A 21188-nucleotide genomic window follows, 5' to 3' on the forward strand; every position below is an offset into this window, starting at 1 on the left:
GTGGGGGTGCCGGAGTGGCACCCCCACCACATGGGGATCAGGAAGCGGGCGTGAACCAGGTGGAGACGCCGGACTGCAGGTCACTACCGAGCTGCTCGGGCGTCTTCTCTCCGAGGAACATCGCCTGGATGTCCGGTCCGAGCACCGCCGTTCCGGTGGGGTCGCCGTAGCGGAAGTCGACGAGGAGCAGGTACGGGGCCGGGTTGGCCGTGTACTGCTCATTCATCTCCTGCATGAGCGGGTCGGAGTAGGTGACCCCCGGAAGCGCCGAGAACTGGTCGACCTCGTCGGCGACGAGCTGACCGAACTCCTCGGTGGTCATCCAGTTGAGCAACTCGGTCGCCGCCTCCTGGTTGTCGCTGGAGGCGTTGATCCCGAAGCTTCCGTCCGCGTAGCCGGGCGTCACGGCGTGATCGAGCGCGCTGTCCGGTGCCGGCGGGACTTCGTAGACGCCCCACTCGGTGTCGGGCGCCGAGTTCTGGAAGGTCGGCAGGTCGAAGGAACCACCGGGCCACTGCGCCGCCTGACCCGAGGTGAACTGCAGCACCGCATCGGCGACCGCGATCGCGTTGACATTCTTGTCGAGGTACTTCTGCATGTCCTTGACGATCTGCAGCGAAGACACGTAGGCGGGGTCGGTGAAGTCGGCCTCTCCGCTGAGCACCTTCTCCTCGAAGTCCGCTCCGCCGTAGCGGGCAGAGCCGACGATGTCGTGGAACATCGGCAGCACCCAGTCCTCCCGGGCTCCGAGAGCCATAGGGGTGATGCCCTCGTCGAGGAGCGTCTCCTGAAGGTCGATGAACTCGTCCCAGTCGGTCGGCTCCTCGAGACCCTTCTCGTCGAACAGTGTCTTGTTGTAGAACATCTGCATCGTCTGGTACGCGAAGGGGACGCCGTAGGTCTTTCCGTCGTCCTTGCCCTGGGCGGCGCGCAGGACCGTCGGATCGAACTGATCCAGCCCGTCGACGATGTCGTCGATGGGCACGATCTGCTCGGACTGGATCGCGGGCTGCACACCGCCGTAGGCGCGGAGCATGGCGATGTCGGGACCGTCGCGGCCTTCGAGACCGGTGGCCAGGATCTGGTTGTACTCGGTGGGCTGGAAGCCTTCGAACTCCACCGTCACTCCAGGGTGCGACTTCTCGTAGACGTCGAACACGGCCTCCCACTTGGGAGAGGACGATGCCTGCCAGGACCAGATCTTGAGCGTGACATCTTCGCCCCCGCCGTCCGCGCCGGAGGATGCCGGAGCACAGCCGGCCACGGCGAGGCCCGAGGCGAGAACGGCGGCGGTGAGCGCATAGCGCGTCGATTTGTGTCGCATGAGGTTCCTCTCGAATGGTGTGAGAGCCGCTCGCGATGGCGACTCCCCCTGCTGGGAACAGAGGAGACCTGGATGTGCCCGTGTGGCGGGGGCGCGGTGGACACCTCTGTCGTTCGGCGGATCGTGCACAAGCCCGACGCGCACTAGCCACTCTGGACAATAATTTTCACAAGCGCAAGCATCGTCGAAAAAATGTTTTCAACACGAAACAGTCCTGACATCATGAGGGGATGCCGAACAGCGTCGTGACAGCCATCCACCAGCGACGATCGGGCCTGACAGCGACGGAGGCCCGCATCAGCGATCACGTCCTTGCCCACCCTCAGTCGGTCGTCGATGCCTCCATCACCCAGCTCGCCGTCGCGTGCGGCACGTCTCCGGCGAGCATCGCGCGATTCGCGCAGCGCATCGGATTCGTCGGCTACCCGGAGTTGCGGCTCGCGCTCGCCGGGGAACTGACCCGCAGCGCTTCGGATCGCGAGCGCTTTCGCGTCTCGGGAGCGGATGTCGACCGCGACGACGATGCGACGACGACGGTGCGCAAAGTCGCGTTCTCCGAGGCTGCGGCGATCGAGCAGACGGCCCGACAGATCGACGTCGAGGAACTGGAGCGCTGCGTCTCCGCGATCCGCGAGGCACGGCGGATCGACATCTACGGCGCGGCCTCCAGCGGGCTCGCCGCGATGGATCTCGAACAGAAGCTGCATCGAGGGGGATTCTGGGCGCAAGCGCGCACCGATCTCCACCTGGCGCTCACGGGCGCGGCTCTCCTGGACGATCGCGACGTCGCGATCGCCATCTCCCACTCGGGGCGCACGCTCGAGATTGTGCAGTCTGTGGAGACAGCGGCGCGTGCCGGTGCGCTCACGATCGCCATCACGAACAACCCCCGCTCGCCCCTCGCCCAGGCCTCCTCGCTGGTGTTGCTGACAGCGGTCTCGGAATCGACGTTCCGCTCCGGCGCGATGGCGAGTCGCATCGCCCAGCTCACGGTGCTCGACTTCTTGTTCACGCGGATCGTGCAGGCCGAGTACGACCGCATCGCTGACAACCTGCGGCTCACCTTCGATGCCGTGACCGAGCACCGCATCGACTGACACGGCCTGAGCGCGCAGAAAACGAGAAAGGGCCGCACCTCCCCGGGAGGTGCGGCCCTTTCGGCTCAGAACGTCAGCCGATGAACGCGGCGAGGTCCTTCTCGAGCGCGGGCTTCGGCTTGGCGCCGATGATGGTCGTCTTGACCTCTCCGCCCTGGAAGACCTTCATCGCCGGGATCGACGTGATCTGGTACTTCATGGCCAGCTGGGGGTTCTCGTCGACGTTGAGCTTGAGGATGGTGATCTTGTCGGGGTTGTCCGCCTGGATCGCGTCCAGGACCGGCGCGACCATACGACACGGTCCACACCACTCGGCCCAGAAGTCCACCAGCACGGGACCGTCGGCCTGCAGAACGTCCTGCTCCCAGGTCGCCTGGCTCGTAGCCTTTGCACTCATCAGAGATCTCCTTGATTCGAGGTTCGTCTGCTACAACAGCCGACGAGGGGAAAGTGTTCCCGGACTATGCCGAGGCGGTGAGGATCTCGGCGGCCTCCGCAGCCGGGACCTCGACGGATGCGTCCTCGAGGTCCGCGAGGAAGTGCTCCGCGTCGAGGGCGGCGACCGTGCCCGTGCCGGCAGCGGTGATGGCCTGACGGTACGTGGGGTCGATGACGTCACCCGCGGCGAACACACCGGGCACGGAGGTCTTCGACGAGCGGCCGTCGACCCAGATCGTGCCCTCGGGCGTCAACTCGAGCTTGTCGTGCACGAGGTGGGTGCGCGGGTCGTTACCGATCGCGATGAACAGACCATCGATCGGCAGGTCGCGCAGGGTGCCGTCGACCGTCGAGCGCAGCTGCACGCCGCTGACGGAGTCGCCACCGAGGACTTCGGCGACCTCGCTGTTCCACACGAACTCGATCTTCTCGTTCGCGAACGCGCGCTCCTGCATGATCTTCGAGGCACGCAGCGTGTCCTTGCGGTGGATGACGTAGACCTTCTCCGCGAAACGCGTGAGGAAGGTCGCCTCCTCCATCGCCGAGTCGCCGCCGCCGACGACCGCGATCGTCTTCTCGCGGAAGAAGAACCCGTCGCACGTGGCGCACCAGGAGACGCCGTAACCGGACAGGCGCTCTTCTCCCTCGATGCCGAGCTTGCGGTACGCCGAGCCCGTCGCATAGATCACGGACTGAGCCTCGTGCTCGACACCGCTGCCGAGGGTGACCTTCTTGACGGGTCCGTCGAGCTGCAGTTCGGTGACGTCGTCGTAGACGACCTCGGTGCCGAACTTCTCCGCCTGCTCCTGGAACTTCGCCATCAGCTCCGGGCCCTGGATGCCCTCGGGGAACCCGGGATAGTTCTCGACTTCGGTGGTGTTCATCAGCTCGCCGCCGACTTCGACCGAGCTCGCGATGAGCAGCGGCTTGAGGTTCGCTCGGGCCGCGTAGATGGCAGCCGTGAATCCGGCGGGGCCGGAGCCGATGATGATGACCTGACGCATGTGCTCTCCGTCTTAGAAACTGCAGTCGAATGACCTTCGAGTGCTTCAACCCATGGTAACCGCGAGGCATTCCCCCGCCCAGTGCGGGAGGCTCAGCGTCCGGGAAGGAACCTGCGCACCAGACCACCGGCAGCCTTGAGTTCCGGGGCCCGCATGGCGGCGAGGATGGCGACGTAGACCACGACCACGGCGAGGCCGATGATCGCGGTGCCGAAGATGCCCGGAATGACGCCCGACGTGGCCCAGCCGTCCACTCCTCCCAGCAGCAGGAAGGTCCCCCACCCGGCAAGACCGGCGGGCACGCCCGCGATCGCGAAACGGAGGATGGCGAGCATCCACGAGCGCACGTGCAGGCCACCGATCTTTCGATGCAGCAGCCAGGTGGCGATGATCATCTGCAGGGTGCTTGCGAGTGACTGCCCGAGTGCGACAGCGGCGGCGAGGGAAGTCAGCGGGATGATGTCCGCTTCCCGCAAGCCGAGGGCGATGAGAGCGGTTCCCACGATGAGGGCGCACTGGATGATCGTGAACCAGAACGGAGTGCGCGTGTCGTCATACGCATAGAAGGTGCGCTGCACGATGAACAGGATCGTGAGCGGGATGAGACCGAGGAGGTACGCGATCAGCACCAGAGCAGCGGCTTGTGCGTCCGCCGCCGATTCGGTGAAGACACGTGACGCGGGTATCGCCGCGGCAGCGACCGCCGCCGTCGCCGCGACGATGAAGAAGAGCAAGGTGCGGATGCTCCTCGCGATGTCCGAGCGGACCTCGTCGTGGCGGCCGGCCGCGGCGTGCCCGCTGATCTGCGTGAAGTAGGGCGTGCCGATCGAGAGCACGATCACCGAGTACGGGAGCATGAAGATCAACCAGGCGTTCGCGGTCACCGTCGCAGATGCGCCGAGTCCCGCGACTTCGCTGACGATGTATCCCTGCAGGACCCCGGCGGAAAGGCTGGCGAAGGCCATCAGGAACGTCCACCCGGCGAGTCGTCCGACATTGCCGAGACCCACGCCTCGCCAGTGGAAGTCGGGCTTCAAGGCGAGTCCCGTGCGTCTCCAGAACACCAGCAGCACGACGGCCTGGAGCGCGATGCCGAGGGTGGCCGTGCCGCCGAGCAGGGTGATCATCGAGGGCGTCCAGTCGGTGGCCTTCGTGGACACGGGAGCGAACAGCGCACCGAGGGCGATGAACCCGGCGATTGAGACGATGTTGTTGATCACGGGGGCCCAGGTGAACGGACCGAAGATCTTGCGCGCGTTGAGAGCTTCGCCCAGCATCGCGTACAGGCCGTAGAGGAGGATCTGCGGGAGACACCAGTACGCGAGCGCGGTGGCGAGGGCGAGCGTGGCCTCGTTGGCCTTGCCGGCCACGAGATGCACGAGCCACGGAGCGGCAGCTGTCGCGATGGCCGTCACCACCACCAGGACCACGGTGCCCAGGGTGAAGAGCTTCGAGATGAACGCATTGCCGCCGTCGGCATCGGCTGTCGCCTTGACGATCTGCGGCACGATGACGGCGGTGAGCACCCCGACCGAGATCAGGGAGAACACGCTGTTGGGCAGTTGGTTCGCGTAGGTGAAGGCGTCCGCTGCTTCGGAGGCCACCGAGCCGATCACACCGACCAGCACGATGCTGCGCAGCAGCCCCGTGACGCGGGAGACCATGGTGCCGGCTCCGATGATGGCGCTCGCGCGTCCGAGACTAGTCACGCTTCTCCTCGGGCTCCGAGGCCACGGCTTCCTCGTCTTCCTCCGCTGTCTCACGGCGCTTGCGGCGGATGGTGCGGATCACGCCGAGGGCGATCAGGAGGACCGCGAGACCTCCGAAGATCACGAGGCCGATCGTCTCCCACTCGGCACGGACCGCGACCCGGACGGTCTGATCCCCTTGGATCTGCACACCCGTGGGGCTGTAGAGACTGAGGCGCAGATCGACCTCGCCGCTGCCCACCCGTGCCGACACCGGAACCTTCACCCGCGTCGTCGAGTTGGGCTGCACGACCGTCTCGGTCATGGGTTTGACGTCGAGACGGGGGTCAGTGGGCGAGACGAAGAGCTGCACGGTCACCGGCCACGGCAGGTCGTTACGGACCGCGATCGGGAGGTCGGCGTTGGCCGCGAGCAGCTGGATGGTGCTGGACGGCGGGATGTTCACGGCGTTCAGCGTCGCGCGCGTCTGTGCCTGATGATCGGCGAGGTCCTCCGTGAACGAGTTCGCCGAGGTCCCGACGGCGAGTGTGCGGAGGATCCTGATGCGCTCCGGACTCAGCAGCACCTGCGGGTCCTCGAGGATGGACGAGAAGGCGGTGAGCTTGCTCTCGTCGGCCAGGAGCGTCGTTACGGCGGCCGAGCGAGCGGTGTCGGGTTCTGCGGTCAGAGTCGCCGCGACGGGTGTCGTCGCCCGGAGCGCGGAGAACTCGAATCCGAGGGAGTCCGCAGCGGAGATCGCGTCGCGGAGAGCGTCCGCGCGGCGATTCTCATCGCGGTCCAAGCCGATGAGCAGGGGAGCGCCGGCGGAACGAGCTTGAGCGAACTGGAGCCGGGCCGTCGCTTCGGCGAGCAGACGCTGGCGGTCGACACTGTCACCCTCGGCGGCCACTTCTGACAGCACCTCGGAGGTGGTGGCATCGGTGACGAGGAGATCATGGCCCGACGCGGTCGCGTGGGCAGCGCTCTGTCCACCGACCGCCGACGAGGGAACGATCGTGGTCGTCCCCTCTCCGAGGTACCCGGTGAACGCGGCCAGGTCGGTCTCGGTCAGCGCATCGTGCGGCCAGAGGATTCGCGGCAGCGCACCCTCGACCGCGGTGAGCTCCTCATCCGTCGGGAGCGCGGTGGAGTCCGTGGGACCGGGAGTCGGGCCGGGTGTTGCGCCCGTGCCGTCCGTGGGGGCGACCGTCTCCGGCGTCTGCGGGAAGTCCGCGGCGTTCAAGAAGGGGGCGAACGTCGTCGGCTGGAGCAGCTCGGGCAACCCCGCCTGTGCCTGCGCCGTGGCATCCGCATCCCCGAACTGCACGGCGAACCGCGCGTTCGGAAGCCCATCGAGCCGCGTGAGCCACTCCCGTGCGCTGTCAGGAGCGGCCGTGCCGAGCACCCGGATCGCCGTGAGGATCGATGGGTCGATCGCGATCACGGCCGTCGTCCCCGCGATCCCGTCGAGCTGGGCGGTCAGTGCGCCGTCGGCGGCGGTGAGCTCTGCGAGCTCTTCGGCGGTCAGCAGCGCACCGCCTTCCGGTGTCGCCGTGAGGGGAACGATGACGCCGATCTGCGTGGTCTGCGAGTCCGCCACGATCAGGACGGTCGTCGCGGTCGTGTCCGCTTCGGCCGCCGCGTCGTCGCCGGTCTTCGCCCCGGTGAGCTCCGCGCGCAGCGGGTACACGCCGGGGGCGAGGTCGCCGAGGGTGTCTTCGGGCACGAAGATCGTGGTCGTCGCGGAGGCGCCCGCATCGATCGGCTCGGTGTCGTCGGCCCCGATCGCAGCGAACTCGCCGGGAGCCTCACCGTCGTCGAGCCAGCTCGTCACCGCCGCATCGTCGGGCAGGGGCGTGCGGTTGACCTCGACCTCGACCTGTCCACCGCTGAGCCTCGTGTCCGTGCCGTTGTCGAGAGTGAGCGTCGCCGAGGTCGACGACCCCGGAGCGATGAGTCCGCGCATGCCGGCGGAGACGTGCAGCTCGACGGTCTGATCGTCGTCCTTCGGGGCCTGGTCCGCGGCGAAAGCGGCGCCCGGCGCACCCAGGGCACAGGTGCCCGCTGCGATCGCGAAAACCGCGGCCCTGCCTGCGAGCCGATGCAGGCGCGCACGGAGGCCGGTTTCGGGGGTGATCGCGGTCATGGAGGTCTTCCTCGAGCGCCGGAGAGAGCTGCCCGTGAGTACTGACCTCCTGATTCTAGGAGGCCATATGAAGGAGAAGCCTGAAGACGCGTAGAGTGACGGCCGTGTCCGACACCCTCGCACCCGTTCCCGACCCGCTCCACAGCGCCGCTCTCGCAGCGGATCTCGATGCTGCGGACCTCCGTTCCGAGCCGCTTCGGCGACTCTGGGGAGAAGAGGCGGACGATGCCCTGGCGCGAGGGATGAGGGAGCCGATCCTGCGCGCGATCGCCGGCGACACCGGTGCGCTCGCCACTCTCGGACGCCTCTTCGTGCTCGGGATGGCCCAGCCGCGGGAGCCCGTGGCCGCCGCGCTCCCGCACCTCGGGGTGGATGGGCTCGTCGCCCTCCGCCTCGCGACCGTCGATGCCGACACCGTGACGCCCACGGCACTGCTGCGACCGCAGTCGTTCGTCGATGCGGATGGTGTGGGGGAGTGGTGGATCGCGAGCGACCTCGACGAGGTGGCGCTCGACGGAGCGCTGCCCGACGATCACGTCCTCGGTGTCGGCGGCGCGTCCCGAACCCTCGCCGAGACCATCGTCCCGATCGAGGTGGATCGCGCGCTCGACCTCGGGACCGGGTGCGGTATCCAGGCGCTCCTGGTCGCGCGTCGGGCGGGCAGGGTCATCGCGACCGACATCTCCGCGCGCGCCCTCGCCTTCGCCGAGCTCAACGCGCACCTCAACGGAGTCGCCAACATCGAGTTCCGCCAGGGGAGCATGTTCGAGCCGGTCGCGGGGGAGGCGTTCGACCTGATCGTCTCGAATCCGCCGTTCGTGATCACCCCGCGCGTCGACGGGGTTCCCGCGTACGAATACCGCGACGGCGGACTGGTCGGAGACGCGCTGGTCGAGCAGTTCGTGCGCACGGCCCCGACATTCCTCACGGAGAACGGCATCGTCCAGCTGCTGGGGAACTGGGAGTCCAAGGCGGGAGTCGGGGGCCTCGTCCGCCTGGAGGCGTGGGTGCCGGCCGAGCTCGACCTGTGGGTGATCGAACGCGAAGAGCTCTCGCCCCTCGGGTACGCCGAGCTGTGGATCCGTGACGGTGGCACGACCCCGCGCGATCCCGGGTTCACCCCGCTGCTCACCGCGTGGCTCGATGACTTCGCGGCCCGCGGTGTGACCTCCATCGGCTTCGGCTACGTCCTGATGCGCCGGGGGTCATCGGGCGACCCGCTGCGACGGACCGAGAAGATCGGCCAGCATGTCTCGAACGTCGGTGCGGCACTGGCGACGGGGCTCGCCGCCCACGATGTGCTCACCCAGGGGATGCCGGCGACTCTGATGGTCGCCGCCGACGTCACCGAGGCGCGGCACCTGCTGCCCGGCAACGACGACCCGAGCGTGATCGAGCTGCGTCAGGGCGGGGGATTCAGTCGCACCATCGCGGTCGACCCCGCGCTCGCCGGATTCGTCGGGGCCTGTGACGGTGAACTCACCGTGGGACAGATCGTGGCGGCGCTGGCGGACCTGTTCGACGTGCCTTTGGCCGAGCTGTGGGCGGACCTCGAACCCCGCATCCGTGCCCTGATCCTCGACGGCATCATGCTGCCGGGGGAATAGAACCCGAATACATGCGTTGGAATAGATCATGAAGGCTTTCGGATTCCTCTCTTTCGGTCACTACGCCGATGTCCCCGGATCGGCGACCCGCACAGCGGGCGACATGCTCAAGCAGACGATCGAGATCGCCGAAGGCGCCGACGAGATCGGAGTGAACGGTGCCTCGGTGCGCGTGCACCACTGGGCGCGCCAGGCCGCGTCCCCCATGCCGCTGCTCTCCGCGATGGCGGCGCGCACGAAGCGCATCGAGGTCGGCACCGGTGTGATCGACATGCGCTACGAGAACCCGTTCCAGTTCGCCGAGGAAGCGGCAGCGCTCGACCTGATCGCCGATGGACGGATCGCGCTCGGAGTGAGCCGAGGTTCACCCGAGACCGCGCTTCGCGGCTACGAGACGTTCGGCTACGTCGACGAGGAGGACACGGAGCGCGGCAGCGTGCTGGCGCGGGAGAAGTTCGACCTCTTCCTTCGGGCGATCGACGGCGAGGGTCTCGCCCCCGGTGACCCCAGGATGGTGGGAGCGGGTCGGTATCTGCAGATCGAACCACAGTCGCCGACGCTCCGTGACCACATCTGGTGGGGATCGGGCTCTCGTTCGACCGCCGTGGAGACGGGACGCAAGGGGCTCAACATGATGAGTTCGACCCTCGTGACCGAAGCGACGGGCCAGCCCTTCCACGAACTGCAGCGCGAACAGATCGAGCTGTTCCGTTCGGCCTACAAGGAAGCCGGTCACACCGGGCGACCGCGGGTCTCCGTGAGCCGCAGCGTGTTCCCGCTCGTGTCCGACATGGATCGGGCCTACTTCGGGCTGCGCAGCGAGGAGAACGCTGACCAGATCGGTGTGATCGACGGATTCCGCTCGACCTTCGGGAAGACGTATGCCGCCGAGCCGGACGTGCTCATCGCACAGCTGAAGCAGGACGAGGCCGTGATGGCCGCGGACACCCTGCTGCTCACGATCCCCAACCAGCTCGGCCCGGAGTACAACCTGCACGTGCTGGAAGCCTTCGCGACGCACGTGGCGCCTGCGCTCGGCTGGAGGCCGAACACCGACGGGCCGGTGCAGGGCGACCCGGTCTGAGCAGGCGCACGCACCCGCCGACCCGGAGGGCATGGCCTCGGATCGACTGAGGCCATGCCCTCTCGCTCGGCGCCTCGTCGGCCGAGGTTCGGGGTGCGCCCGCTGGCGCTGCATCTATCTCTGCGTCGGCGAATCGTCGTCGCGGCAGGCGGCCCTCGGCAAGCGGTTGATGACCGTCCTGATCGTCGCCGACGTGCTCCTCGTCGTGTACGTCGCGTTCGTCGTGTTCCAGAGGATCGGCGCGGACCGCATGACTTCGTCGCGCGGACGCGAGTGGTCAGCGGGGAGAAATCCACTTCCCGGAGCACCGGGATACCAGTAGCCTGAACGCCATGCGTGCGCCTCGCAAAGGCATCCTCGGCGGAGCCATCGTCCTCATCGCGGTCCTGGTCGGCGCGCTCCCCGCATCAGCGGCCACGGTCGGATCATGGGCCACGTGGCAGCCGCTCACCGGCACCGGCGGCGCGTTCACGACGACGGTCCAGGTGGCGGCGAAGCCCGCCATCACCGCATCGGTCACCAGCGACTCGCGTGCCGGACAGGTCGGCGTCATCAGCGGCGCCTCGACCTGGCTCTCCGAGGGCACGGCGATCGGAGCGAAGTACGGTTCGAGCAGGGACCACCCGTACCTGAACCTGCGCCCCCGCGCAGACAACGCGACGAGCCCGTCCACGACGACGTACTCGTTCGCAACGCCGACACCGACGTCGGGGTGGGCGTTCGCGGTGGGCGACATCGACGCCGACGTCGTGCGGATCCACGCAGTCGCCCCCGACGGGCACGTGCTCGACGCGACTGAGATCGGGCTCAGAGATCGGTTCAACTACTGTGCTCCCGGCATCGTCGGCAAGCCGTCGTGCACCGGCGCGGCCGACGACGTCCCGACCTGGGATGCGACGACCCTCACCCTCACCGGCAACGCGGGAGCCGTCGACACCAACGGCGCCGCCGCCTGGTTCGAGCCGAGTACGCCGATCAGCTCGCTCAGTCTCATCTTCACCCGCCGGTCGGGATTCCCCGTCTACCAGACCTGGTTCGCGTCGATCGCGCAGGACATCACCGGCACCGTGCTCGACACCGGGGCACCGGTGCCCGGGATCACGCTCACGCTGACCGATGCGAACGGCGCGGTGGTGGGAACCACGACCACCGCCGCCGACGGCACCTACTCCTTCCCCGGCTACGTCGCCGCCGACGGCTACACGGTGCGCATCACCCCGCCCGCAGGAAAGATCCCAGTCGGAGCCACCACCGTGCCGGTGAACCTGAGCACCGGCGACGCGGTCGCGGACTTCGCGCTGCGCAACGTCGTCCCCGTCGCCGTGTCGGGCCGCGTCACCGATACCACGGGCGCGCCGATCGCCGGCGTTCCCGTGACGATCGCCGGGCAGACCACGACCACCGACGCGGATGGGCGGTACCTGTTCGACCAGGTCATGGTCGGAACGCACACCGCGACGATCACGACGCCGGCTGGGTACACGATCGACCTCGCACCGGACCCGGTCGTCGTGCCCTCCGGCAGCGAGGTGCCGATCACGGACGTGGACTTCCGGCTCGCCGAGAACCCCGATCTGAGCGGCGTCGTCCGGTCGAACGGGGTCGGTGTGGCGGGCGTGACCGTGACCGCGGTAGGCCCGGGAGGCGTGACCCTCACCCGCGTGACGGATGCCACGGGCACCTACAGCTTCCCCCGCCTGGCCGCGGGCGACTACGAGATCACCATAACGACCCCCGGCGGTTTCGTCGCGACGTCACCGGTCACCAGGAACGAGCAGGTGGCCGCCACCGACCTCGCCAACGTGGACTTCCAGCTGGCGCGACTCGGCGCGATCGACGGCACCGTGCGCGACCCGGGTGGCGCGCCCGTCGCCGGTGTGACCGTGACCGTGACCGGACCGGGGGTGCCACAGCGGTTGACCTCCGAAGCGGACGGCACGTTCGGGCTCGGTGCTCTGCCTCCCGGCACTTATACGCTCACGGTCGTGTCGCCGCCGGGCAGCTCGGTGGTCGGAGCGGCCACCCGCACGGTCGTGATCACCGCCGCCGGCGAGGTCGTCGGGGAGCAGGACTTCACGGTCGCGGTCGACGCCGTCGTGGTGCCGCCGGATCCGACGGACCCGCCCGCCAACGGGGGCGGCAACGGTGCGCTCCCCGCCACCGGACTGGGACCTGAGACCTTCGCCTGGGCAGCCGTTGGTGCTGCTGTCGCGCTCCTGGGCGTCGTCCTCCTGATCGTCGCGCGCCGTCGTCGCTCGCGGGACTGACCCCGTCCGTCGCCCGCGCCGGACGCCGAGAACGGCTCAGCCGCCCCGGGGTGGACCGAACAACTCCTCGCCGTGCTCGTGGAGCAGTCTGTACGCATCCGCGAAGGTCTCCGGCTCGGGCTCTCCCGGCTTGCCGTAGCGCGCGATCAGCAGCCCGAGAAGCCCGCGGGCCGGCGGGGTCAACGGCCTCAGCTGATCCTTCTCACCGGGTCGCGGCGCCGACTCCTCGGGGTTCGGCGGCGTGTAGGCGGGGGTCGTCACCGGCCAGTCGGCGGGGTGGCGGGGCTTGTCGAGGTTGACGACGTTCAGCAGGGTGTTGGCGGACTGGTCGCGATCGTTGAGCGGCTTCAAACCGTGCAGACGGGAGAGCGTCGCGATGACCGAGCCGTGGTGCATCTCGTCGTGGATGATCGAGCCGCGCTTCGTGTACGCCGAGACCGCGATCGCCGGGACGCGGCATCCGAGCCGGTCGAACGTGAAGCCCATCTCGCCGGCCTCGGTGTCGGGCGTCGGCGTGGTGGCGGCGGGCGGGGGCACGTGGTCATAGCAGCCGCCGTGCTCGTCGAAGGTGATGAGCAGCAGGGTGTTGACCGCGTTCGAACCCGTCGCGGACGCACTCGTGCGCACGGCCTCGTAGATGTCATGGATGAGTCGGTCTCCGGCGCGCACGTCCGAGATCGCGCTGTCGAAGACGGCTTCACCCTCGACCTCGCCCTCGCGGGGGCGGCCGAACGGCGGATGGAAGTCGTTGTGGTCGTAGACCATGCGGGGCTCGATGAACGCGTAGGCGGGGAGCTTCCCGTCCTTCGCCTCCGCGTAGAAGTCCTCCATGGTGCCGAAGTGCTCGGTGCGCCAGTACTTCTCGAGCACCTGGGCATGCAGCATCCCGGTGAACGACACGAGCTGGAGCTTGTCGATGTAGATCTTCCAGCTCACCTTCTCGTCTTCGAGCCGATTGAACACCGTCGGGGCTGCCGGAGCATCGAGCCACTTCTTGTATCCGCCGCCGGCCTGGTTGGTCACGAAGCCGTGTGACGTCGAGGCGTGGAAGAAGGAACGGTTGCAGAAGGTCTGCGACGGGACCCCGGCGTACCAGTGGTCGAACACGGCGAACTCGGAGGCGAGCGTCGACAGCACCGGGAGCATCTCCGGAGAGAAGGAACCCATGATGTGTCTGGCCTCGTCGGGCTTCGGGTCGGCTCCCTTGCGCAATCGCCGGAAGTTGATGATGTAGTCCTCCAGGAACCCTGACATCGTGGGCTTCTCGCCGTGCGTCGGGGCGTTGAAGGGCGCGGTCATCTCGTCGACGAAGAGTTTGGCGTTGCTCGCGGGATCCACGGTGCCGAAGATCTGCGTGTTGACGTGCGGGTACTCCTCGCCGGGGTCCGGGTCGGGAAGGCTCATGATCCGGTCGGTGTCGCCCTCGTACACGTGCGCATCGACGACCGTGCCGTCGGAGGAGGTGTTGCTGTACGAGCCGAAGTCCAGGCCCTCGAACGTCTCGCCCGCCGGCAGATTCTCCCGGGAGTACAGGTATCCGAGCAGGTTGTCGAAGGAGCGGTTCTCACCCATCACGACGATGAGGTGATCGAACCCCGGCTCACTGCGCGGAGTGAGGGCCGCGAACGGATCCGGGTCGTCTGCGAAGCCGTCGCGAGGGTTGCCGGCCATCGACGCGCCGATCGCCGCGCCGCCCGCACCGCCGACCGCCGCGCCCGCGAGCGCGGCGCCCCCGATCTTGAAGAAACCGCGGCGCGAGGTGGCACGCGCGGAGGAGTCGTCTGTCACGCCCCGATCCTATGACCGTGCCCGTGTCGAGCGCAGGGGCGAAAACAGAGACGGAATGCGCGCGACCCGGCGTGTCGGGGTGGGACACGCCGGGCGTGCGAGGGGTCGTCTGGATTTCAGCCCCGGGACCGAGGGCGAGGGAGGGGCGAAGGGGGGAGGTCAGGCGGCGGCGATCCAGAGCACCGCGCCGTCGCGCCAGCCGAGGCCGGCTGCGCCTTCCGGGATGGGCGCTTCGTGCCGCGGGCGCACGACGCGCATCCGCTTGCCCGCGAGCTCGACGATGTACACGATGTCGGCCCCGCGGTAGACGTGGGCGACGACGTCGACGTTCACCGGAGTCTCCGCGCCGACCGTCGGCGAGAGCCGCAGGTCCTCCTGGCGGAGCACGACCTCACCGGTGCCATCGGGGCCCGCCCCCGTCAGCGGCACCTGGATCGCGGTGCCGTCGAGCGTCGCGACCGCTCCGGAACGTGTGGCCGGGAGCAGGTTGGCCGCGCCGATGAAGTCTGCCGCGAACGGCGTGCGCGGTGCGCCGTAGAGTTCGGCCGGCGCACCTTCCTGTTCGATCACTCCCGCATTCATCAGGACGATGCGGTCGGAGAGGCTCATCGCCTCCTCCTGGTCGTGCGTGACGAACACGGTGGTGAGTCCGAGAGTGCGGTGCAGCTCCTTGAGCTCCACCTGCATGTCCTCCCGCAGCCGGGCATCGAGGTTCGACAGAGGCTCGTCCAGCAGGAGCACACGCGGCTCGAACGCGATCGCGCGGGCCAGGGCGACACGCTGCTGCTGGCCGCCCGACAGCTGCGCCGGCATCCGGTCGGCGAGGTGACCCATCTGCACGCGCTCCAGAGCCCGCACGGCGAGTTCCTTCTGCTCGGTCTTGGACTTCTCGCCCGACATCCGCAGCCCGAAGCGCACGTTCTCGACCACGCTCATGTGAGGGAAGAGGGCATAGCTCTGGAACATCATGCCGAGGTGACGCTTCTCGGGCGGGAGCTTCGTCACATCCTGGCCGGCGATCTCGATGGTGCCGCTGCTGGGTGACTCGAGCCCCGCGATGCAGCGCAGGAGCGTCGTCTTGCCGCACCCCGACGGGCCGAGCAGGGAGACGAACTCCCCGGACCGCATCGAGAGATCGATGCCCTTGAGCACCGATGTCCCCTTGAAGTCCTTGGTGAGAGCAGTGATGGTGAGTGTTGTCATCAGACGAACAACCTTCCCAGGCCGATGATGCGTTCGAGCACGATCATGAGGACGACGGTGAGCAGGACCATGAGAGTCGATACCGCCGCCACGGTGGGCGAGGTGCTGAACTCCAGCTGGCCGTAGATGGCGATGGGGAGCGTCTCGAGCTGCGGTGTGCGCAGGAAGAGGGCGATCACCGCATCGTCGAAGGAGATGTTGAAGGCGAAGAACGCACCCGCCGCGATGCCGGGGCGGGCGATGGGCAGCACGACGAGGCGGTAGCGGTTCCAGGCGCTGGCGCCGAGGGTGCGCGCGGCTTCTTCCGTGAAGTGGTCTGCCCGCGCCATGACGCCGGTGACGGTGCGCATCACGTACGGGATCGCGATCACGACGTGCACGGCGATCAGGACACCGACGTTCGGGGCGCCGATCGTGAGCGACGAGATCGACAGGGCACCGATCGCCAGGATGATCGTCGGGATGGTCAGCGGCGACATCAGCAGGGCTTGGATGGCGGCGCCGCCGGGGATGGTGAAGCGGGTCAGCGCGAGGGCGGCAGCGGTGCCGATCGACGCGGCCACGACGGCCACGGTGACGCCGACCATGAGGCTCAGACGGAAAGGCTCGAGGTAGGTGTCCGAGGTGAGCGCCTCGACGTACCAGTCGAGGGTGAACCCCTGGCCGGGGAACGTGAGGAAGCGGTTCTCGCCGACGGACGCACCGGCGACGACCAGGAGCGGGACGAGCATGTAGAGCGTCACGATGACGCCGAGGACGATGGCGAGGACCCTGCCGAGGATCGGAACGGAACGGACCATGGTCACACCTTCTGCTTCCCGAGTCGGGACGTCGCTGCGAGCACGAGCATGACCCCGGCGAAGAGCAGCACCGCCTGCGCGGCCGCGAACGACCAGTCGAGGTTGGTGGTCGCATCGACGTAGATGGTCTGCGCGAAAACAGGGATCTGCGCCCCGCCGATGAAGCGCGGCGTGATGAACGAGCTCACCGAGAGGACGAAGACGAGCGAGGCACCGGCGACGATGCCGGGGATCGCGAGCGGGAGGACGACGTGCCACAGCGTGCGCCAGAATCCGGCGCCGAGCGTGCGCGACGCCTCTTCGAGCTGAGGCTTGATGCCGGAGATCACACCCAGGATGCTGAGCACCGCGAACGGCAGGAGCACCTGCACCATCGCGATCACGACCCCGGTCTCGGTGCCGAGGAAGCCCTGCGTGCCGCCGACGAGGAACTCCATGCCGGGAATCTGCATCATCAGCCCGGCCGGTCCCATCAGGACGACCCAGCCGAAGGTGCGGACCACGACGCTCGTCATGAGGGGGAGGATCACCACGATGAGCAGGAAGGAGCGCACCAGGGAGCCGGCGCGAGCCATCACGTACGACAGCGGGATGGCGATGACGAGCGTGATGATCGTCTGGATCACCCCCAGGCGGAGCGAACGCAGCGCCGCCTGGAGGTGATATTCACTCGTGAACAACCGGGTGAAGTTGTCGAGGGTGAACCCGCCTGCCGACGATTGCACGCTCATGAGGAGCATGCCAGCCACCGGGGTGATGAAGGCAAGCGCGAGCAGCACGATCGCCGGCAGGAGCAGGAGCCAGGGCTCCCTACGGGTTCGGACACTCATTTGGTGATCAGCGCATTCCACTCATCGGTCCAGGACTGCCGCGAGGCTGCGACATCGCCCGGAGCGTAGACGACGACCGTCTCCAACTCGTCGCCGGTGAGCACGGCTTCCGCGGCGTCGCCGGAGAGTTCGGTCTGGGTGTTGACCGGCGAGTACCGCATGTTCTCCGCGAAGACGGCCTGCGCTTCGGGGCGCAGTTCGAAATCGATGAAGAGCTTCGCGAGGTCGGGGTTGTCCCGGCCCTCGACCACGTTCGCCGTGATGAGGGAGGCGGTGACGCCCTCCTCCGGGACGATGAACTCTACCGGAAGGCCCGCGTCCTGCAGCGTGCCGGCGTAGTCCATCGCGTACGGGGCGAGCCAGGTGTCGCGCTGTGCGAAGGCGGTCTGCAGGTCGGGCGAGGTGGGTACGACGATCGCGTCGCCCGACGAAGCCAGCTCCCCGAGGTCGGTGATGGCCTGCGAGGGATCCTCGATGCCGCCGCCGAGCGCATCGGAGACACGGAGCATCGAGAGCACGCCGTACGTGTTCGAGAAGTCCGTGAGGGCGATGTGGCCGGCGTAGGCCTCGTCGAACAGGTCGAGCCACGAGGTCGGTGCCGGGGCATCGGCCTCGGTGTTGTAGACGAGTCCGATCGGTGCGAGCTGGATCACGGGGCCCTCCCCGCGCTCGAGGCCCGCGGTGGCGAGGTCGATCAGGTCACCGGATTCGGACAGCTCGTCGGCGGCGATCGGCGCGATGAGACCGTCCGCGGCGGCGGTGAGCTCCTGCCCGCCGGAGAAGTGCACGACATCGATCTGCGGGCTGGCCTTCTGGGCGGTGACCTGGGCGAGGGCATCGGCGCTGTACAGCGTGATCAGCTCGACCTTGGCGCCGGTCTCCTCCTCGAAGGGATCGACGACGGCCTCGATGAAGGCCTTCTCCCAGTCGCCGCCGAACGACGTGACGACGAGGGTCTCGCCGGCGAACTCCTTGTCGCCGGACGATGCGGTGTCATCGCCGGCCGCACAGCCGGCGAGGACGAGGGCGCCGGTGGCGACGAGCGCTCCGGTGGTGAGGATTCTTCGGGTATTCATGCACTGCTCCTTCGGGATGGGTCCAGCACTGAGTAGACGCCTTAGACCAGGCGTCCGATGGTGAGCTGCTTCGCTCCGTCGATGCGGATCGCCGCGCTTTCCTTGGCGAACTCCGCGAGTCCTTCGGTGATGCCGCCCCAGATGTTGACGGGTGTCCATCCGAGCGGGCCGAGAGTACGGGCACCACGATCGTAGAAGACGCCGATCTCGTACCACTCGAACGGCAGACCGCCCATCTGCATGGGACGCTGCCAGTACCACTGCAGGTCACCCGGTGCGGGTACGACCTGCTGGTTCTCGAACGGCACCTTCTCCGGGTCGAAGTTCTGCGCCTCTTCGGGGAGGCCGACCATGACCTCGGGGCCGGCGTACATCGCGTGCATCGCCTGCATGGTGACCGGCTTCTCCAGTGCACCCCACATGGCCTCGCAGGTGCGAGGGGCGAGGTCCTCGAACAGGGTGGCGACGGCGCGGACGCCGTTCTCGTACTCGAGGAAGACCTGCTTGGTCATCGTGTTCCTTTCTCCGCAGCGGGTTGTTCCGCTGCTCGTTCGCGGGCGGCCGAGACGAACGCCGCGAACAGCGGCATCTCCTCCGCGGCCTCATCGGGGTCGATCATCTTCTCGGGGTGCCACTGCACCGCCCAGAAGGGCCAGTCGCCGTCTGCTTCGACGGCTTCGACGATCCCGTCCGGGGCCCACGCGACCGGGTGCAGGTCGGGGGCGGGGACGGCGATGGACTGGTGGTGGATGGTGTTCACGATCCGGTGCCGCGTGCCGTAGAGGTCGGCGAGACGGCTGCCGTCGGCGAGTCTGATCGGATGCCGGGCGGCGAGCTGCTGGTCTGCTCCGCGCACGGGCTGGTGGTCCTCGGTGTGCGGGATGTCGACGAGGAGGGTGCCACCGAAGGCGACGTTGGACACCTGCAGCCCGCGACAGACGGCGAGGACCGGGATGCCGCGTCGGCGGGCGCCCCGCGCGAGGGCGATCTCGAACCCGTCGCGCGACGGATCGTAGTTCTTGCCCTCCTGCGGTTCCGCGCCGTAGCGGGACGGGTGTACGTCTTCTCCACCCGAGAGGAGCAGTCCGTCGAGGCGGTCGAGAACGTCGTCGACGCCCGCCGTCGGGGGCAGCAGGACGACGGCGCCACCGGCGGCTTCGACGGGTGCGGCGTACTCGGCACCCAGGGTGTGTGCGGGGCGGCCCGCCCCGAGATCGGTGTCGATGAAGCGACGCCAGGTCGTGATGCCGATGAGCGGACGGGTCATGACAGCTCGATCCAGGTGGTCTTGAGATTGGTGAACTTGTCGATCGCATGCAGGCTCTTGTCGCGGCCGAAGCCCGACCCCTTGACCCCGCCGAAGGGGATCGTCATGTCGCCCTCCTCGAAGCAGTTCACCCAGACGACGCCGGCACGCAGACGTCGCGACAGGGTGTGCACCGCGTTGAGGTCGGTGCTCCACAGCGCGGCCGCGAGTCCGTACTCGGTGCCGTTGGCGATCTCGAGGGCGTCCTCCACGCCGTCATAGGCGATGACCGAGAGGACGGGGCCGAAGACCTCGCGCTGGGCGACTTCGTGCTGCGGTGTGACTCCGAGCACCACGGGGGCGAAGTAACTGCCGCCGTCGACGGCCTCGAAACGCTCCGGGGTTCCGGCCGCGAGCTCTCCGCCTTCCGCCTGGGCGCGCTCCACGAAACCGGCGATGCCGGCGAGCTGCTTCTCGCTGACGATCGCTCCCATCGAGGTGGTGACGTCGAACGGGTCGGCGGGCAGACTCGTCCGCGCGACCTCGGCGGCGATCTCCAGCGCCCGGTCATGGTGTGCTCGGGGCACGAGCAGGCGGGACGACGCCGTGCACATCTGTCCCTGGTTGTAGAAGCATCCGTCGGCCGTGGCACGCACCGCGCGCTCCAGGTCGGCGTCGGGCAGCACCAGGCTCGCGGTCTTCCCGCCGAGCTCGGGCCAGACCCGCTTGCCGTTGGACGCCGCCGAGTAGCCGAGGAAGCGCCGTCCGACCTCCGGGGATCCCGTGAAGGTGACGATGTCGACATCGGGGTGCTCGCCGAGGGCGCGACCGGCGACGTGTCCGGCGCCGGGGAGGACGTTGAGCACGCCGGAGGGGATGCCGGCCTCGTGCGCGAGCTCGGCCAGTCGCAGCGCCGAGTAGGTCGTGTGCTCGGCGGGCTTGAGCACCACGCTGTTGCCGACCGCGAGGGCCGGGGCGAGCTTCCAGGCGGTCATGGTCAGCGGGAAGTTCCACGGCACCACGGCCGCGACGACGCCTGCGGGCTCGCGGGTGACGAGCGCGAGACTGTTCGGTGCGGTGACGGGAGCCTCGTCGAGGATCTTGTCGGCGGCCTCCCCGTACCAGCGGAAACAGGTGACGACGGCGCGAAGCTCCGTCTGCAGAGCCTCACGGACGGGCTTTCCCATCTCTAGCGAGATCGTGAGGGCGAGCTCTTCGGCGTTGTCGTGGATCTTCTGCGCGAAGGCGATCAGCCGCTGTCCGCGCTCACGAGGGGCGATCCGCGACCAGACCCCGGAATCGAAGGCGGTGCGCGCGGAGCGGACGGCCCGGTCCACATCGGCCGGCGAGGCGGCGCTGATCTGCGGAAGTGCGCGACCGTCGCGGGGGCTCACGGGAGACAGGGGCTCGGCCGAGCCCTCCTCCCACGCGCCGTCGATGAACATGCGCGTGTGCAGGGGCAGCGTCGCCGCGCGATCCGCCCAGTCGTCTCCAGTAGCCGTGAACACGGTCGTCCTCTCCAGGGGTGATGGCCCTGGAGAGGATACTCGCCCTATTTCGCCACTAGGTCAAGCCATAGAGACCGATCTC

The 21188-nt window shown here is 68.2% G+C and carries 18 protein-coding genes; 5 read left to right on the forward strand and 13 right to left on the reverse strand.

The window, feature by feature from the left end; all coding sequences use genetic code 11:
- Positions 1-37 precede the first annotated feature (37 nt).
- Positions 38-1324 carry an ABC transporter substrate-binding protein gene (locus tag ACLF6J_RS11050; protein ID WP_131491659.1) on the reverse strand — a complete coding sequence of 429 codons (1287 nt, stop codon included), beginning with the start codon at positions 1322-1324 and terminating at the stop codon, positions 38-40.
- A 230-nt stretch (positions 1325-1554) separates the two neighbouring features.
- On the opposite strand from ACLF6J_RS11050, the gene ACLF6J_RS11055 reads away from it, so the two are divergent.
- The gene (locus ACLF6J_RS11055) at positions 1555-2421 is read left to right on the forward strand and encodes a MurR/RpiR family transcriptional regulator (protein WP_047522321.1); all 867 of its coding nucleotides are present in this window, start codon (positions 1555-1557) and stop codon (positions 2419-2421) included.
- A gap of 73 nt (positions 2422-2494) precedes the next feature.
- Here the strand turns inward: ACLF6J_RS11055 and trxA are convergent, their stop codons facing one another.
- From trxA to ACLF6J_RS11075, 4 genes are all read right to left on the reverse strand, one after another.
- The gene (gene trxA / locus ACLF6J_RS11060; protein ID WP_047522319.1) at positions 2495-2818 is read right to left on the reverse strand and encodes a thioredoxin; all 324 of its coding nucleotides are present in this window, start codon (positions 2816-2818) and stop codon (positions 2495-2497) included.
- A 64-nt stretch (positions 2819-2882) separates the two neighbouring features.
- On the reverse strand, positions 2883-3863 hold the full coding sequence (trxB, locus tag ACLF6J_RS11065; protein ID WP_134352578.1) for a thioredoxin-disulfide reductase: 981 nt from the start codon (positions 3861-3863) through the stop codon (positions 2883-2885).
- Positions 3864-3955: 92 nt separating this feature from the next.
- Positions 3956-5572 (reverse strand): murein biosynthesis integral membrane protein MurJ, encoded by a 1617-nt coding sequence (gene murJ, locus ACLF6J_RS11070; RefSeq protein WP_134352577.1) that lies wholly within the window; start codon positions 5570-5572, stop codon positions 3956-3958.
- Positions 5565-7697, reverse strand: a complete 2133-nt coding sequence (locus tag ACLF6J_RS11075; protein WP_134352576.1) for a DUF6049 family protein — start codon at positions 7695-7697, stop codon at positions 5565-5567. The genes murJ and ACLF6J_RS11075 overlap by 8 nt, the downstream gene beginning before the upstream one ends.
- Positions 7698-7792: 95 nt before the next feature.
- Between ACLF6J_RS11075 and ACLF6J_RS11080 the strand changes: the two genes are divergently transcribed.
- From ACLF6J_RS11080 to ACLF6J_RS11095, 4 genes are all read left to right on the forward strand, one after another.
- The gene (locus ACLF6J_RS11080) at positions 7793-9304 is read left to right on the forward strand and encodes a DUF7059 domain-containing protein (protein ID WP_134352575.1); all 1512 of its coding nucleotides are present in this window, start codon (positions 7793-7795) and stop codon (positions 9302-9304) included.
- A 28-nt stretch (positions 9305-9332) separates the two neighbouring features.
- The gene (locus ACLF6J_RS11085) at positions 9333-10388 is read left to right on the forward strand and encodes an LLM class flavin-dependent oxidoreductase (protein ID WP_131491663.1); all 1056 of its coding nucleotides are present in this window, start codon (positions 9333-9335) and stop codon (positions 10386-10388) included.
- A 169-nt stretch (positions 10389-10557) separates the two neighbouring features.
- Positions 10558-10710 carry a hypothetical protein gene (locus ACLF6J_RS11090; RefSeq protein WP_166804674.1) on the forward strand — a complete coding sequence of 51 codons (153 nt, stop codon included), beginning with the start codon at positions 10558-10560 and terminating at the stop codon, positions 10708-10710.
- A 10-nt stretch (positions 10711-10720) separates the two neighbouring features.
- On the forward strand, positions 10721-12655 hold the full coding sequence (locus tag ACLF6J_RS11095) for an MSCRAMM family protein (protein WP_134352574.1): 1935 nt from the start codon (positions 10721-10723) through the stop codon (positions 12653-12655).
- Between the two features lie 36 nt (positions 12656-12691).
- Here the strand turns inward: ACLF6J_RS11095 and ACLF6J_RS11100 are convergent, their stop codons facing one another.
- The 8 genes from ACLF6J_RS11100 to ACLF6J_RS11135 all read right to left on the reverse strand — a co-directional run bounded on the left by ACLF6J_RS11100 (position 12692) and on the right by ACLF6J_RS11135 (position 21106).
- Positions 12692-14443 carry an alkaline phosphatase family protein gene (locus ACLF6J_RS11100; protein WP_134352573.1) on the reverse strand — a complete coding sequence of 584 codons (1752 nt, stop codon included), beginning with the start codon at positions 14441-14443 and terminating at the stop codon, positions 12692-12694.
- Between the two features lie 159 nt (positions 14444-14602).
- Complete coding sequence (locus tag ACLF6J_RS11105) at positions 14603-15646, reverse strand: ABC transporter ATP-binding protein (protein WP_047521395.1); 1044 nt, start codon at positions 15644-15646, stop codon at positions 14603-14605.
- Entirely contained in the window at positions 15646-16446 is an 801-nt protein-coding gene (locus ACLF6J_RS11110; protein ID WP_244093546.1) for an ABC transporter permease, read from the reverse strand. Before ACLF6J_RS11110 ends, ACLF6J_RS11105 begins: the two co-directional genes overlap by 1 nt.
- Positions 16447-16448: 2 nt before the next feature.
- Entirely contained in the window at positions 16449-17276 is an 828-nt protein-coding gene (locus ACLF6J_RS11115) for an ABC transporter permease (protein ID WP_134352571.1), read from the reverse strand.
- Positions 17273-18352: an ABC transporter substrate-binding protein gene (locus ACLF6J_RS11120; protein WP_047521403.1), complete on the reverse strand. Its 1080-nt coding sequence runs from the start codon at positions 18350-18352 to the stop codon at positions 17273-17275. Before ACLF6J_RS11120 ends, ACLF6J_RS11115 begins: the two co-directional genes overlap by 4 nt.
- Positions 18353-18393: 41 nt before the next feature.
- Complete coding sequence (locus ACLF6J_RS11125) at positions 18394-18864, reverse strand: DUF3830 family protein (protein ID WP_017829890.1); 471 nt, start codon at positions 18862-18864, stop codon at positions 18394-18396.
- Positions 18861-19619: a gamma-glutamyl-gamma-aminobutyrate hydrolase family protein gene (locus ACLF6J_RS11130; RefSeq protein WP_047521405.1), complete on the reverse strand. Its 759-nt coding sequence runs from the start codon at positions 19617-19619 to the stop codon at positions 18861-18863. The genes ACLF6J_RS11125 and ACLF6J_RS11130 overlap by 4 nt, the downstream gene beginning before the upstream one ends.
- Complete coding sequence (locus ACLF6J_RS11135) at positions 19616-21106, reverse strand: aldehyde dehydrogenase family protein (RefSeq protein WP_134352570.1); 1491 nt, start codon at positions 21104-21106, stop codon at positions 19616-19618. Before ACLF6J_RS11135 ends, ACLF6J_RS11130 begins: the two co-directional genes overlap by 4 nt.
- Between the last annotated feature and the right edge of the window lie 82 nt (positions 21107-21188).

Source organism: Microbacterium sp. IO18 (assembly GCF_049099505.1).
GTDB classification, from domain to species: domain Bacteria; phylum Actinomycetota; class Actinomycetes; order Actinomycetales; family Microbacteriaceae; genus Microbacterium; species Microbacterium aurugineum.

Coding starts and splice junctions, on each gene's coding strand:
- ACLF6J_RS11050 (WP_131491659.1), bottom strand. CDS start 1,324: ATGCGACACAAATCGACGCGCTATGCGCTCACCGCCGCCGTTCTCGCC.
- ACLF6J_RS11055 (WP_047522321.1), top strand. CDS start 1,555: ATGCCGAACAGCGTCGTGACAGCCATCCACCAGCGACGATCGGGCCTG.
- trxA (WP_047522319.1), bottom strand. CDS start 2,818: ATGAGTGCAAAGGCTACGAGCCAGGCGACCTGGGAGCAGGACGTTCTG.
- trxB (WP_134352578.1), bottom strand. CDS start 3,863: ATGCGTCAGGTCATCATCATCGGCTCCGGCCCCGCCGGATTCACGGCT.
- ACLF6J_RS11075 (WP_134352576.1), bottom strand. CDS start 7,697: ATGACCGCGATCACCCCCGAAACCGGCCTCCGTGCGCGCCTGCATCGG.
- ACLF6J_RS11085 (WP_131491663.1), top strand. CDS start 9,333: ATGAAGGCTTTCGGATTCCTCTCTTTCGGTCACTACGCCGATGTCCCC.
- ACLF6J_RS11090 (WP_166804674.1), top strand. CDS start 10,558: ATGACCGTCCTGATCGTCGCCGACGTGCTCCTCGTCGTGTACGTCGCG.
- ACLF6J_RS11095 (WP_134352574.1), top strand. CDS start 10,721: ATGCGTGCGCCTCGCAAAGGCATCCTCGGCGGAGCCATCGTCCTCATC.
- ACLF6J_RS11105 (WP_047521395.1), bottom strand. CDS start 15,646: ATGACAACACTCACCATCACTGCTCTCACCAAGGACTTCAAGGGGACA.
- ACLF6J_RS11110 (WP_244093546.1), bottom strand. CDS start 16,446: ATGGTCCGTTCCGTTCCGATCCTCGGCAGGGTCCTCGCCATCGTCCTC.
- ACLF6J_RS11115 (WP_134352571.1), bottom strand. CDS start 17,276: ATGAGTGTCCGAACCCGTAGGGAGCCCTGGCTCCTGCTCCTGCCGGCG.
- ACLF6J_RS11120 (WP_047521403.1), bottom strand. CDS start 18,352: ATGAATACCCGAAGAATCCTCACCACCGGAGCGCTCGTCGCCACCGGC.
- ACLF6J_RS11125 (WP_017829890.1), bottom strand. CDS start 18,864: ATGACCAAGCAGGTCTTCCTCGAGTACGAGAACGGCGTCCGCGCCGTC.
- ACLF6J_RS11130 (WP_047521405.1), bottom strand. CDS start 19,619: ATGACCCGTCCGCTCATCGGCATCACGACCTGGCGTCGCTTCATCGAC.